This window comes from Mesorhizobium sp. (genome assembly GCF_965229135.1).
Classification (GTDB): domain Bacteria; phylum Pseudomonadota; class Alphaproteobacteria; order Rhizobiales; family Rhizobiaceae; genus Mesorhizobium.
Genome location: NZ_OZ245860.1, coordinates 2110016 through 2123063, shown reverse-complemented (window position 1 = coordinate 2123063; position 13048 = coordinate 2110016). Strand labels below are relative to the sequence as shown.

General features: G+C 64.4%; 10 protein-coding genes. 8 read left to right on the top strand and 2 right to left on the bottom strand.

The features are described from left to right. The first annotated feature begins 230 nt into the window (after positions 1-230). The 8 genes from msuE (at position 231) to ACO07C_RS10300 (ending at position 9183) form a co-directional block, all read left to right on the top strand. On the top strand, positions 231-791 hold the full coding sequence (gene msuE, locus ACO07C_RS10335; protein ID WP_421914074.1) for an FMN reductase: 561 nt from the start codon (positions 231-233) through the stop codon (positions 789-791). Between the two features lie 170 nt (positions 792-961). Next, entirely contained in the window at positions 962-2971 is a 2010-nt protein-coding gene (locus ACO07C_RS10330; protein ID WP_421914073.1) for a CocE/NonD family hydrolase, read from the top strand. A gap of 15 nt (positions 2972-2986) precedes the next feature. Further along, positions 2987-3937 (top strand): ABC transporter permease, encoded by a 951-nt coding sequence (locus ACO07C_RS10325; protein ID WP_421914072.1) that lies wholly within the window; start codon positions 2987-2989, stop codon positions 3935-3937. Next, on the top strand, positions 3921-4808 hold the full coding sequence (locus tag ACO07C_RS10320) for an ABC transporter permease (RefSeq protein WP_421914071.1): 888 nt from the start codon (positions 3921-3923) through the stop codon (positions 4806-4808). Before ACO07C_RS10325 ends, ACO07C_RS10320 begins: the two co-directional genes overlap by 17 nt. Then, positions 4805-5770, top strand: a complete 966-nt coding sequence (locus ACO07C_RS10315; protein ID WP_421914070.1) for an ABC transporter ATP-binding protein — start codon at positions 4805-4807, stop codon at positions 5768-5770. The genes ACO07C_RS10320 and ACO07C_RS10315 overlap by 4 nt, the downstream gene beginning before the upstream one ends. Next, positions 5767-6795 (top strand): oligopeptide/dipeptide ABC transporter ATP-binding protein, encoded by a 1029-nt coding sequence (locus tag ACO07C_RS10310; RefSeq protein ID WP_421914069.1) that lies wholly within the window; start codon positions 5767-5769, stop codon positions 6793-6795. Before ACO07C_RS10315 ends, ACO07C_RS10310 begins: the two co-directional genes overlap by 4 nt. 1 nt (position 6796) lies before the next feature. Next, positions 6797-8359: an ABC transporter substrate-binding protein gene (locus tag ACO07C_RS10305; RefSeq protein ID WP_421914068.1), complete on the top strand. Its 1563-nt coding sequence runs from the start codon at positions 6797-6799 to the stop codon at positions 8357-8359. Positions 8360-8502: 143 nt separating this feature from the next. Then, positions 8503-9183 carry a TetR/AcrR family transcriptional regulator gene (locus ACO07C_RS10300; RefSeq protein WP_421914067.1) on the top strand — a complete coding sequence of 227 codons (681 nt, stop codon included), beginning with the start codon at positions 8503-8505 and terminating at the stop codon, positions 9181-9183. 40 nt (positions 9184-9223) lie between these two features. Here the strand turns inward: ACO07C_RS10300 and ACO07C_RS10295 are convergent, their stop codons facing one another. Beyond that, positions 9224-10762: a trimethylamine methyltransferase family protein gene (locus ACO07C_RS10295; RefSeq protein WP_421914066.1), complete on the bottom strand. Its 1539-nt coding sequence runs from the start codon at positions 10760-10762 to the stop codon at positions 9224-9226. Between the two features lie 8 nt (positions 10763-10770). Beyond that, complete coding sequence (locus ACO07C_RS10290; RefSeq protein WP_421914065.1) at positions 10771-12873, bottom strand: FAD-dependent oxidoreductase; 2103 nt, start codon at positions 12871-12873, stop codon at positions 10771-10773. Positions 12874-13048: the final 175 nt, after the last annotated feature.

The following is a 13048-nucleotide window of genomic DNA, read 5'->3' as shown; positions in this document are numbered from 1 at the left end:
TTGCTTGCAGGCTGGTGGATGACCAGCCAGCCTGCAAGGCTGTACATGTGAAACGCCTGGCGCAACGCCAAAGGCGGCGCCGCGTTTTCTCGACAGCCGGGCAAACGGAAAAATCATCCACGAATTCCCTTGGACATGAGCATCCATTCCTTTCGCCCGACGATAATGTCTATAAAAATTATGGACATTGAATCCAGGCCGTTGGTCTGAAACAGCGCGAGGCTTCCATCATGACCAATCCGGCCGTCGTCGGCTTTTCCGGCAATTTCACCCGGCCGTCCAAGACCCGTGGTTTCGTCGACCATATCGTGACCGAGGTTGCCGGACGGTACGGCCTCGCAGCCAGCACCTACGACGTCGTTGATCTCGGCCCCAGCCTTGGCAATGCGAAATGGGCGCGGGAACTGGACAGTCAGGCTCAAGGCATTCTTGAGAAGATCGTCGGCGCCGATGTGCTGGTCGTCGGTTCGCCGACCTACAAGGGCAGCTATACCGGTCTGTTCAAGCATTTCTTCGATCTCATCGATCCGGCGGCGCTGAGGGGCAAGCCGGTCTTGCTGGCCGCGACCGGTGGCGGCGAACGCCACGCGCTGATCGTCGAGCACCAGCTGCGGCCGCTGTTCGGCTTCTTCGAAGCCTTTGCGTTGCCGACGGCCGTCTACGCCTCGGAAAAGGATTTCGTCGATGGAGCACTCGCCTCCGAGGTGATCCGCGCCCGCGTTGGCCTTGCGGTGACCGATGTCGGCTCCGCGCTTTTCGGCCGGCAACGCCCCAGCATCGCCGCCGAATAGAGGCGATCACTCTCTTTTGATATCCGCGGACATCCGCGCTGCGGCGGCTTCGACGAGGAGGTGCCGCGGCGCCGCGACTCGTATTATCCGTCAAAATGCGAGAAGCGGGATTGCGCCGTAAATGCTCTTGTTATACGAACGTTCAACAAGAGCATTTACGGGTACCTGCCGTGGTACGAAGCGAATTTCCCTTTGCCGTTGAAACCGTCGATCCGCTCTGGATCACGCTGGCCGACGGCACCCGCATTGCCTCCACGCTGTGGCGTCCTCGAACCGAGGGCAGGGTGCCCGTGGTCGTCGAGATGGTGCCCTATCGCCGCCGTGACGGGACCGTGGCGCGTGACATCGATATCCACCCCTGGCTCGCCGGGCATGGCATTGCCTGCGCCCGCATAGATATTCGCGGCAGCGGCGATTCCGACGGCGACCTGGCCGATGAATATCTGCCGCGCGAACAGCTCGATGCCTGCGAGATCATCGCCCATCTCGCGGCACAGCCCTGGTGCAACGGCAATGTCGGCATGACCGGCATCTCCTGGGGCGGCTTCAACGCGCTGCAGGTCGCGGCACGCCGGCCGCCCGCCTTGAAGGCCATCATCGCCAACTGCGCCACCGACGACCGCTATGCCGACGACATTCACTATATGGGCGGCGCGCTGCTGACCGAGCAGGAGATGTGGTCGAACTTCATGCTGGTGAAGAAGGCGATGGCGCCCGATCCGCAGATCGTCGGCGACGCCTGGCGCGATATGTGGACGAGCCGCCTTGCGGCGACAAGCTCGCTGTCGGAGGTGTGGCTCGCCCATCAGCGTAGAGACGACTATTGGCGTCAGGGTTCGGTTTGCGAAGACCACTCCGCGATCGAATGCGCGGTCATGGCGGTCTGCGGCTGGGAGGACAGCTATTCGAATTTCGTGCCGCGCCTGCTCGAACATCTGTCCGGACCGAAGCTTGGCATCGTCGGTCCCTGGTCGCATGCCTATCCCTGCCGTGGCGCGCCGGGGCCACTGATCGGCTATCTGCAGGAGGCGCTGCGCTGGTGGCGTCATTGGCTCCGCGGCGAAGACACCGGCATAATGGACGAGCCCCTCTACCGCGTCTGGGTCACCGGCGAGGAGCGACCGCAATCTTTTTACCTGCCCGACCATGCCGGCTCATGGGCCGCCGAGGACCAATGGCCGTCGCCGCGCATCGAGCGTCGCGTGCTGCATCTGAATGCCGCCGGGTTGGGCAGCGAGCCCACGATTGGTTTGGTGCTTTCCGTCCGCTCCCCGGCCACCGCCGGGCGCGATTGCGGCCGCTGGGGAGGCTATGGCGGCTCCTGTCCCGACATGCCCATCGACCAGCGTCGCGAGGACGGCATGGCGCTGTGCTTCGACACGCCAGTACTCGACGACGACCTTACCTTGCTTGGCGCGGTCGAACTCGATCTTCTCGTCACGGTGGATCAGCCGCACGTCAATCTCGCTGCCCGGCTCTGCGATGTCTATCCCGACGGCACCTCGGCTTTGATGACCTATGGCGTTCTCAATCTCAGCCACCGCGACAGCCACGAGCATCCGACACCGTGTCCTGTTGGAACACCGTTCCGGGTAACGCTGAAGCTCAACGATTTCGCCCGCATCGTGCCCAAGGGCCATCGCATCCGGCTCGCGCTCGCCAACCAGCACTGGCCAATCCTCTGGCCGCAGCCGCGGCTATCGACGCTGTCGGTCCTGAGTCGCGACAGCACAGTGATGCTGCCGGTGCGCCCGCCGTCGGCGCGCGACCGCGACATCCGCTTCGCGCCAGCCGAAACGGCGCCGCCAGTTCCGACCACCACGCTGGACGAGGGCTTCGACCGTCGCATCGTCACCGAAGACGTCGGCAGCGGCATCCAAACCATTGCGCTGAGTTCGGACCATGGGCGCAGGCGCTATGATGACCGCGCCATCACCGTCTCGTCGGCCAACAGCGACACGATGAGCATCCATGCCGACGATCCGCTGTCGGCCAAACTCGTCACCGAATATCGCTGGGCCATTGCCAGCGGCAATGCCGACACCGAGGCGACGGCGATCACCGAACTGACGGCCGATGAAACGCATTTCAACCTGAGTTGGCGTCTCGAGGCGCGAGAACGGGGCAGGCTGGTTCACAGCGCCTCGGCAACCCGGCGCATCAGGCGCGATTTCGCCTGAGGAGACCTGAGAACGATGCTCACCTACGCGATCAAGCGCATCGGTCTCGGCCTTCTGATCCTCGTGCTCGTCATGGTCGCCATGTATGCGGCCGTCTTCCTGGTTCCTGGCGATCCAGCAACCGTGGCGCTTGGTCCGCGCGCCACGCCGGAACTCAAGAGGCTGCTGATCGAACGCATGGGCCTCGACCAGCCGGTCTGGTGGCAGATCGTCGAATTCTTCCGCAATGCGCTGACCGGCAACCTTGGCTTCGACGTCTGGTCGAACCGGCCGGTCTCCACTTTGGTCATGGAAGCGTTGCCGAACACGCTGATCCTCGGCCTGACCGCGCTGGCCGTCGCTCTTCTCATAGGTGTTCCGCTCGGCTGCCTGTCGGTGATGCGGCGCGGCACCTTGGCCGATGCGGTCATCGGCGTGCTCTCGGTCGGCGTCATCGCCGTGCCGTCCTTCGTCGTCGCCATCTATTCGCTGCTGCTCTTTGCCGTGACGCTGCGCTGGCTGCCGGCCATCGGCGCGGGTGAGGCCGGCGACATCGTCAGCCAGGCCAAGGCGCTGGTGATGCCGGCCGCGGCCATCGCGCTCGGCTGGATCGGCTACATCGCGCGCATGGTGCGCGCCTCCATGATGGAGGTAATGGGCGAACCACACATCCGCACCGCGCGCGCATTCGGCCTGCCGGAATGGAAGATCGTCTCCAAATACGCGCTGCGCATCGCCATAATCCCGACCATTTCGCTGGTCGCCGTCGGCCTCGGCAGCATCCTTTCCAGCGCCGTCTTCGTCGAGGCGGTTTTTGCGCGGCCCGGCATCGGCAAGCTGATCACCGACGCCGTCAACACCCGCAACTACCCCGTCGTCATGGGCACGGTGCTCATCATGACCGCCATCTATGTCTCCATCACCATCGCCGCCGATCTCCTGATCGCGCGGCTCGATCCGAGGGTTCGTGATGTCTTCCGTGGCTGATGCGTCGCTGTCCCTCCCAGGCCGACAACGTTTTCCGTTGCTGCGTGCGCTGCTCGCCGACCCGTTCACCTGTGTCGCCCTGCTCCTCGTCACCAGCTTCATCATCACGGCAGTCTTCGCGCCTTGGCTGGCGCCCTATTCGCCGGTCAAGATCGATGTGCTGCACAAGCTGCGGCCGCCATCAGCCGAACACTGGTTCGGCACAGATCATCTCGGGCGTGACCTGCTGTCCCGCATCATCTATGGCGCGCGCACCGCGCTGACGATCGCCATGGTGTCCGTGGCCATCGCCGGTGCGATCGGCCTGACCCTGGGCCTGATCGCCGGCTACGGGCCGCGCTGGCTCGACGCCATCCTGGTGCTGATGTTCGACAGCCTGAATTCGCTGCCGATGATCATGTTCGCGCTTGCTATCATCACCGTGCTGGGCGCTGGAACCGGAACGCTGATCGTCGTCATCGCCGCGACCTCGTTCCCGAGCTATGCGCGGCTGATCCGGGCGCAGACGCTGGCGTTGAAGAACAGCGACTACATCCTCGCCGAGCGCCTGCTCGACGCCAGTGCCGCGCGTATCATCTTCATCCACCTACTGCCCAACGTCGTCGGCCCGCTGATCATCCTCTTGTCGATGGACATCCCGGTCGTCATCATGGTCGAGGCAGGCCTGAGCTTCCTTGGCCTAGGCGTCCGCCCGCCGACCCCGTCCTGGGGCTCGATCCTTTATGACGGCTACACCTCGATCCGCTCCGCACCCTTCATGGTGATCTTCGGTGGGTTGCCGCTGGTGCTGGCGACGCTTGGCTTCACTTTCCTCGGCGAAGGCCTGCGCGACTATCTCGATCCGCGCCTGCAATTGCGGAGGCCGGCATGACCGGCTCGCTCTCCGCCAGTGATCTCAGCGTCCGCTACGAGACGCCGCATGGCAGTGTGCACGCACTGCGCCATGTCGACATCGAAGCGCGCCCGGGCGAAGTGATCGGCATCGTCGGCGAGAGCGGCTGCGGCAAGTCCACGCTGGTCACCGCGCTGGCGAACCTCTTGCCGGCCAATGCCCGCGTCGACGGGTCGATCCGCTACAACGGCGTCGACCTGGCAAAGCTCGACGCCCACCGCCAGCGCCTGCTGCGCGGCGACGAAATCGCCCTGGTCGGCCAGGATCCGATGACCGCCTTCAACCCGGTGTTGACCATCGGCGATCAACTCGTCGACTTCCAGCACCACCGCAAGGATCTCGGCCGAGCGCATAAGCGCGCGCGGATCGCGGCGATGCTCGGCCGCGTCGGCATAGCGGACGCCGAACGGCGCATGAACTGCTACCCGCACGAACTGTCCGGCGGTATGCGCCAGCGCGTCGCAATCGCCGCCGCCTTGCTGACCGATCCCGGCCTGCTGATCGCCGACGAACCGACGACGGCGCTCGATGTCACCATGGAGGCGCAGATCATCCATCTGCTGCGCGAACTCAGGCGCGAATATAACGGCATCATCATCGTCGTGTCGCACCATCTCGGCGTCATCGCCGAGCTCTGCGACAGGGTCTACGTCATGTATGCCGGCGAGGTGGTCGAGGGCGGCGAGGTCGACGCGATATTCCACGATGCAAGGCATCCCTACACGCAGGCGCTCCTCGCCTGCGATCCGGCGCGCTTCCACGAAAGGCTGGCAAGACTGCCGACCATTCCCGGCACGCTGCCCAGCCTGACCCGGCCACCGTCAGGATGCGTCTACGCACCGCGCTGTGATCGGGCCTTCGCGCCATGCGGCTCTGTCCAGCCTCCATTGGTCAAGCTGTCCACCTCGCATGTCGCGCGTTGCCATGCGGTGGCGCCATGAACCCGCTGCTCGCTGTTGACGATCTGTCGGTGTCCTTTGCCCGCAATGGCCTGCTCAGCCGCCTGATCAACCCGTTTCCGCTGCCGAGCTTCAACGTCATCGACGGCGTCACCCTGTCGCTGATGCCGGGCGAGACCCTGGGTCTGGTCGGAGAGTCCGGTTCGGGCAAGACCACGCTTGCCCGCACCATCCTTGGCCTTGTACGTGCCGCTGCCGGGCGGATCACCTTCGAGGGCAGGGACGTCGCGACGCCGGCCGATTTCCGCGCCATGCGCCGGCACTCGGCGATGATGTTCCAGGATCCGGTTGCCTCGCTCAGCCCGCGCCTGCGCATCGGCACGCTGCTGACCGAACCGCGGATCATTCAAGGGCTGCCGACACCGGATCGCCGCGCCGCGGCCAAGGCGCTGCTGGCGCTGGTCGGTCTGCCGGCATCGTTTGTCGACCGCTTCCCGCATGAGCTCTCCGGCGGGCAGGCGCGCCGCGTCGGCGTTGCCCGGGCGCTGGCGATGCGGCCGCATCTGCTGCTTGCCGACGAGCCGACCGCCGGCCTCGACGTGTCGGTGCAGGGCGACGTGCTCAACCTCATCAGCGAGCTGAAGCGCGAACTCGGCTTCGCCGCGATGATCGTCACCCATAACCTCGCCATGATCCGCCATGTCAGCGACCGGCTGGCCATCATGTATCTCGGCCGGCTGGTCGAGACCGGACCGACGCAGGATGTGTTTTCCGCTCCGATGCATCCCTACACCGCGACGCTGATCCGCTCCGAGCCGGTGCCGGATCCGCGCCGGCGCAGTCAAAATCCGGGCGTCACCGGCGAGATTCCCAGCGTGTTCCGGCGGCCCTCGGGCTGCGAGTTCCACACGCGCTGCCCGATCGCTCAGGCACGCTGCAAGGCCGAGGCACCGGCCTATCGAGAGCTTGGCGCAGGCCGGATGGTGCGCTGCCATTTCCCGCTGGAGACCGGCGGGCAAGAACGGGAAGCCTTCTCACGCGCTTCCGCAAACCAAAGGGGAAACTGACATGACACAATGGAACATGGACAGACGTGCATTCCTGAAAGCGGCCGGCGCGCTCGGCGCCGGCTTGACGATGAAGCCCGGCTTCGCCTGGTCGGCTGTTGGCGACACGTTGCGCATCCGCATGGAAGGCGATCTGCAGACGCTCGATCCGGCCTTCATGAATGGCGGCATCGAGGATGTCATCATGCGCGGCATCTACGTCACGCTGAACCATTTCGGCGATATCCAGAAAGGCTCGCCCTGGTCGCCCTGGGGCGCTGAGAAGCTCGAGCAGAAAGATCCGAAGACCATCGCCTTCACCTTGATCGAAGGGCTGAAGTGGTCGAACGGATTCGGTGCCGTCACAGCCGATGACGTGAAATTCTCGTTCGAGCGTATCGCCGACAAGACCCTGTCATCGCCCTGGGCCTACCAGTTCGAAAAGCTCGACCGCGTCGAAGTCGTCGATGCGAGATCGGGCATCATCCACCTGAAGGAACCATACCAGCCGATCTTCGTCACCAGCCTGCCTTACTATGGCGGGCACATCATCAGCCGCGCCGGCACGGAGAAGGCCGGAGGCAAATTCACCACCCAGCCACCAGCCAGCTGTGGTCCCTATGTCTTCAGTGACTGGCAGCAGAAGCAGAAGGTGACTCTATCAGCCAACCCGGACTGGCCGGGCCCGAAGCCGGATTTCGGCAAGGTCGAGATCTACGTCGTCGCCGACGACCAGGCAGCACAACTGGCCTACGAGGCCGAGGCCTTCGACTACACCAAGATCGCCATTTCGGCGACCAAGGCGGTCAAGGCGAGCCCGCCCGCCGACACCACCCTGATCGAGGCTCAGTCGACCCGCTACGTCTGGCTGACCATCAACATGCTGAGCCCGCGCCTCAAGGATCTCAAGGTCCGGCAGGCCGTGCAGTATGGCGTCGATGTCGGGCAGGTCCTGACCGGCGTCTATGACGATCTCACCAAGCGCTCGACCGGCGTCGTCCAGCCCGGTACGAAATTCGCGCGCGCCAGCAACCTGATTGCAGCACCTGACTATGAGAAGTCGGCCGCGCTGTTGGCGGAGGCCGGCGTCAGCGGCCTGTCGCTGACCTTGACCGTGATGAACGATTCCATCCGCACCGCCACCGCCCAGATCATCCAGGCCAGCCTGGAACAGGCCGGTATCAAGGTGGATATCCAGCCATATGACGAGGCGGCGTTCTGGGGCGTCGGCGACAAGACGCTGGGCGACGGCTACAAGAACATCGATCTCGCGTTGATGGATTTCGCCGGCGGTGTCGACCCTTCCGAAAATCTGGTCTGGTTCCGCCCCGACCAGATCGGCGCCTACAACTGGTCCGGCTTCGACAGTCCCGAGTTCGAGACGAGTTACCAGCAGTTGGTGGCGGAAAGCGACGAAGCCAAGCGCATCGCGCTATCCAACCGCATGGAGGACCTGATGGAGCAGTCCGGCGGCTTCGTCTTCATCTGCCACCAGCCGCTGGTCGTCATCCACAAGACGGATTTCGAGTCAGTCATCTATCCCGACGGCCACCCCAATCCGGTGCTGTTCAAGAAGAAGGCGTGAGCAGAACCATGATCCCGAAAAATGGGTGCCGATTTTCTCGGAAAACGGTTTCCGTTTGTCCGAGCTCATGTTCCATCCGGGTGTCATCGGGATGGAACGGGCTACATGTGGACACAGCGGGTGCAATCGATTAGCTGAGGTTTATGACAGAAGCGGGATCAGCCCCTGAAAAGCGTAAGCGCGGTGCCAGGAAATCGCCGCCGCGCTTCAGCCGCGAACAGGCGGATGTGCGCCGCGCCATGCTGATCGAGGCGGCCACGCGATGCCTCTCCGTCGGCGGTATCGGCGCCTTCACCGTCGACCGAATCTGCAAGGAAGCTGGTGTGTCCCGCGGCCTGATCAATCATCATTTCGAGGGTCGCGACGGGCTTCTGGTGGAAGTGTACAAATCGTCGCTCTATGCCAGCGTCAACAACCAGATCGCCGAAGCCAAGCGCCGCCGCGGCGAGGCTTACGATTGGCCGCCGGAGGCGTCGCTCGCAGCCCTTGTGCGGTCCAATTTCTCACCCGAATATTTTAGCCGCGATAACCTGCTGATCTGGTTGTCGCTGTGGGGCGAGATAGCGGTCAATCCGCGTCTCAAGACGGCGCATCGCGAACTCTATGACGCCTACCGGGCGGAACTGGCCGAGGATATCGCGGCCGTCGCGGTGCCGCGCGGAAGGGATGTCGATGCCCCGGCTCTTGCCCGCAATTTCATCGCCCTGGTCGACGGGCTCTGGCTCGAATGGTGCCTCGACGAAAGCGTGGTGACGCCGCAGGCCGCCGAAGCCGCCGGCTTCGAGATGCTGGAGGCGCAACTGGGCCCGCTGCGGGGCGGATAATTCAGGCCGGCCCTATTTGCCCTCAAACGAGCTCGCGCCCTCAATTCAACGGGCAGCCGCCCTCGCGCTTGCGACGTTCCATATAGTCGCGCAGCGCTTCGTCGATGCCGGGATCGATCGGCGGCTGCTCATATTCGGCGACCATGCGCTTCCAGATGACGTTGGCGCGCTCGCGCGCCGTCACCTGGCCGCGTTCCATCCAGGTGTCGTAATTGTCCCAGTTGGAAACAAGCGGCGAGTAGAAGGCGCGCTCGTAGCGCTGCATCGTGTGCGCCGCGCCGAAGAAGTGTCCGGCCGGGCCGACCTCGCGCACCGCCTCAAGCGCCAGCGTATCGATGTCGACCACCGGCGGGTCGAAATAGGCTGACATCATCTGCAGCATCTCGGCGTCGATGACCAGTTTCTCGAACGATGCGGTCAGCCCGCCGCCGAGCCAGCCGGCGGCATGCAGCACCAGGTTGGCGCCGCCCATCAGGCAGCCCCATAGCGACATGGCGCTCTCATAGGCGGCCTGCGCGTCGACGGAATTCGCGGCGGTGACGTTGCTGGAGCGGAATGGCACGCCGATCAGCCGACAGAGCTGCCCGGTGATCTGGGCTGCCTGTGTGTATTCGGGCGTGCCGAAGGCCGGCGCGCCGGTCCTCATGTCGACATTGGAGGTGAAGCCGCCATACATGACCGGCACGCCGGGGCGCACGATCTGGGTGAGCACGATGCCGGCCAGCGCTTCGGCATGCTGTTGCGACAGCGCGCCGGCCAGCGTCACCGGGCTCATCGCCCCTGCCAGCGTGAACGGCGTGATGACGTTGACCTGGCCGTGCTCGGCCAGCGCGATCAACCCCTCGGCCATCGGCTCGTCGAGCTGCAGAGGCGAATTGGTGTTGATGATGCCGGTAAAGACAGGCATTTCGTTGGCCAGGTTTTCGCGTGTCGTGCCCAGCGAAATCGCCACCATTTCCAGCGCATCGACGGCCCGTCCCCGGCCAAGCGCCTGCGGCTGCCAGTTCTTGTCGAGCAACTTGATCTCGGCATAGTAGAGGTCGAGATGGCGCGTGTTCTGATGCAGGTCGAGGGGCTCGAACGGGCCGCCGCCCTCCTGATGCAGCACGTTGAACGACTGAATGAGTTTGAGGTAGTCGCACATCTCGGCATAGGTGCCGGGCCGGCGGCCGCGATCATTGTCCATGACATAGGCGGGACCGCCGACCGATGACAGGATGCAGTGCCGCCCGCCGACCTTGACGTTCTTGGCCGGATTGCGAGCGCGCAATTCGAACGAGGACGGTGCCATGGCCACCCGCTCCATTACCATGGCCCGGTCGAAGCGCACGCGCATCTGCCCTTCGTCGACGTCGCAACCGGCCGACCGAAAGAATTGTCGCGCCCGCGGCTGCAGCACGCGCATGCCGATCTCCTCGAGGATGGTCAGGCCCATCTCGTGGATCGTTTGCACTTGATCGGCCGACAGGATTTCGATCGGTGCATAGGGCCGCGTCAACTGCTTCCAGGGCCGCTGCTCTATCCCGCCGATCTCGCGCTGCGGGCGGCCTGGCCTGCGGCGTGCCGTGATGCGTTCCATACGTCCTCCTATTCGGCTGCGGTGCGCATTTCGAAGTCTTCGACCGCATCGACGATGGGGGTGTCGCGTCGGTATGGCTGCCGATGCACAGTCGCGCCGATCTCCTGGGCCAGCTTGTGTCCGCTATGAACGGCATGGGCGATAGCGCCCGGGGCGAGTGTGTCGCCTATACGCTCGACGCCGCGAATGCCGGCTGCGGCAACGTTTTCGGCGCGCCCCGTCAGGGCGTCGAAGAGCTCGCCGCGCGGCATTCTCAGACCGACGATCAGCACCGAGCGGCATGCCACACGGGTCTCCTCGCCGCTGAACAGATGCGCCAGCGTCGCCGTCTCCCCGTCGAAGGACTTGAGCAGGTGCAATGTCGTCACCGCCACCTTGCGCCGCGCCAAGGCGCGGTGCACCAGCGGCAGCTCATTGGTCATGATCGTCCATGCCGACGCCTGGCCGGCAGGCGTCACATAGCTGACCGGGATGCCTTGCGCGGCCAGATGCTCGGTCAGGACGCCGCCCATGGTGTAGTTGTCGAAATCGAAGACGAGTGTCGGCCCTTCGGGAAGCCGGCCGGCGGCGATGTCATCGGGGGTAAACACATTCGGATGGTCGAGCCGGCCGACCGGAATCTCCTGCGAGGAATAGAGCATGTTTGTCCAGCGTGCGCCGGTCGCCAGAACAACGCGGTCCGGCGCCAGGTCGAGGATCTCATCCACGCCCAGCGAACTCTCGGGGTAGAGCGAGACATTGCTCATCTCGCCGAGGCGACCGAGGCGGTAGTCGACCACGCGGTTCCAGGCTGAAAGGCCTGGCAGCGTCTTCTCGAAGGTCAGCCGTCCGCCCAAGGTGCGGCTGCTGTCGGCGAGCATCACCTCATGGCCGCGACGGCCAAGGGTTACGGCGCATTCCAGCCCGGCCGGTCCGCCGCCGACAATCAGTATACGCTCCGGCTTGTCGGTGCGCTCGACACGCTCGGGATGCCAGCCGCGCCGCCATTCCTCGCCGGCGGTCGGGTTTTGCGTGCAGCGCACCGGCACGCCGTCATGCCAGCTCGAAATGCAGATGTTGCAGCCGATACATTCGCGGATCTCGGCCTCGCGGCCTTCGCGGATCTTGGCCGGCAGGAACGGGTCGGCGATCGAAGGGCGCGCGCCGCCGATGAAATCCAGCACGCCGCGCTTTATCTGCGAAACCATGGTGTCGGGCGAGGTGAAGCGCCCGACGCCGACCACCGGCTTCCTGGTCAGCGACTTGACGAAGTCGATCACCGGCTCATGGCTGCCTTCGCCGGTGAAGCGGGACGCCGAACAGTCGGTGGGGCTGGAATCCATCTTGACGTCGAACAGGTCGGGCAGGTCGGCCAGGAGCTCGATCAGTTCGTGCGCCTCGGAGGGGTGGTTGCGGCCCGGCCTGCCGCGCAGTTCCTCAAGGCTGACCCGCAGGGCAACGCCGCAATCCTTGCCGACCGCGTCCTTGGTGACCTCGATCATCTCGCGCACGAAGCGCACGCGGTTTTCGATCGATCCGCCATATTCGTCGACGCGATGGTTATATTCGGGCAGCAGGAATTCGTAGCCGAGATAGCCCATGCCCGCATAGACGTAGACGATGTCGAAGCCGGCCGTGCGCGCCTTGCGCGCCGCCTCGGCCTGGCATCGCAAGACCTCGCGTATGTCGGCCTTGTCCATCGTCTTCGGACGCAGATTACCCATGAAGCCGACATGCGTGGCCATCCATGGAATCCCCGAAGGTGAGAGCGGCGGCAGGCGGCTTGTCCTGTTCATTACCGACGCGCCGCCATGCCACAGTTCCACCCCCGCAAGCGATCCATGGCGGTGCACCGCTTCCGTCATCAGAGCATGCGCACGGATGTCGTTGTCGTCCCACATCGTGGCGAAAGGCAGCGGCGTATCGTCCGACGTGGGGTCGATCGAACAGGCACCGGTGCAGATCACCCCCCATCCGCCCTCGGCCTTGGCTTCGCGGAAGGCGGCGCGGACCCGTGGCAACGCATTTGTCATGCCGCTTGCATGGGGCACTTGATAGAAACGGTTCGGCGCCGTGACGGGCCCGATCCGCATCGGTTCGAACAGGATTTCGTAACGAGGATTGCAGGTCATCGGGGCTTCGCAAATGTTCTTGTTGAACGATCGTACAACAAGCATATTCAAGCCCGCGGCGGAACGCAATGGCCCATGCGTTGGTGCCGCCGATTGGCCCGAAAAAAGAGAACCCACCCTGATGATCATATCGGGGTGGGTTCAATTTCCCGGGAGGATTATGTGGTTCTAAGTC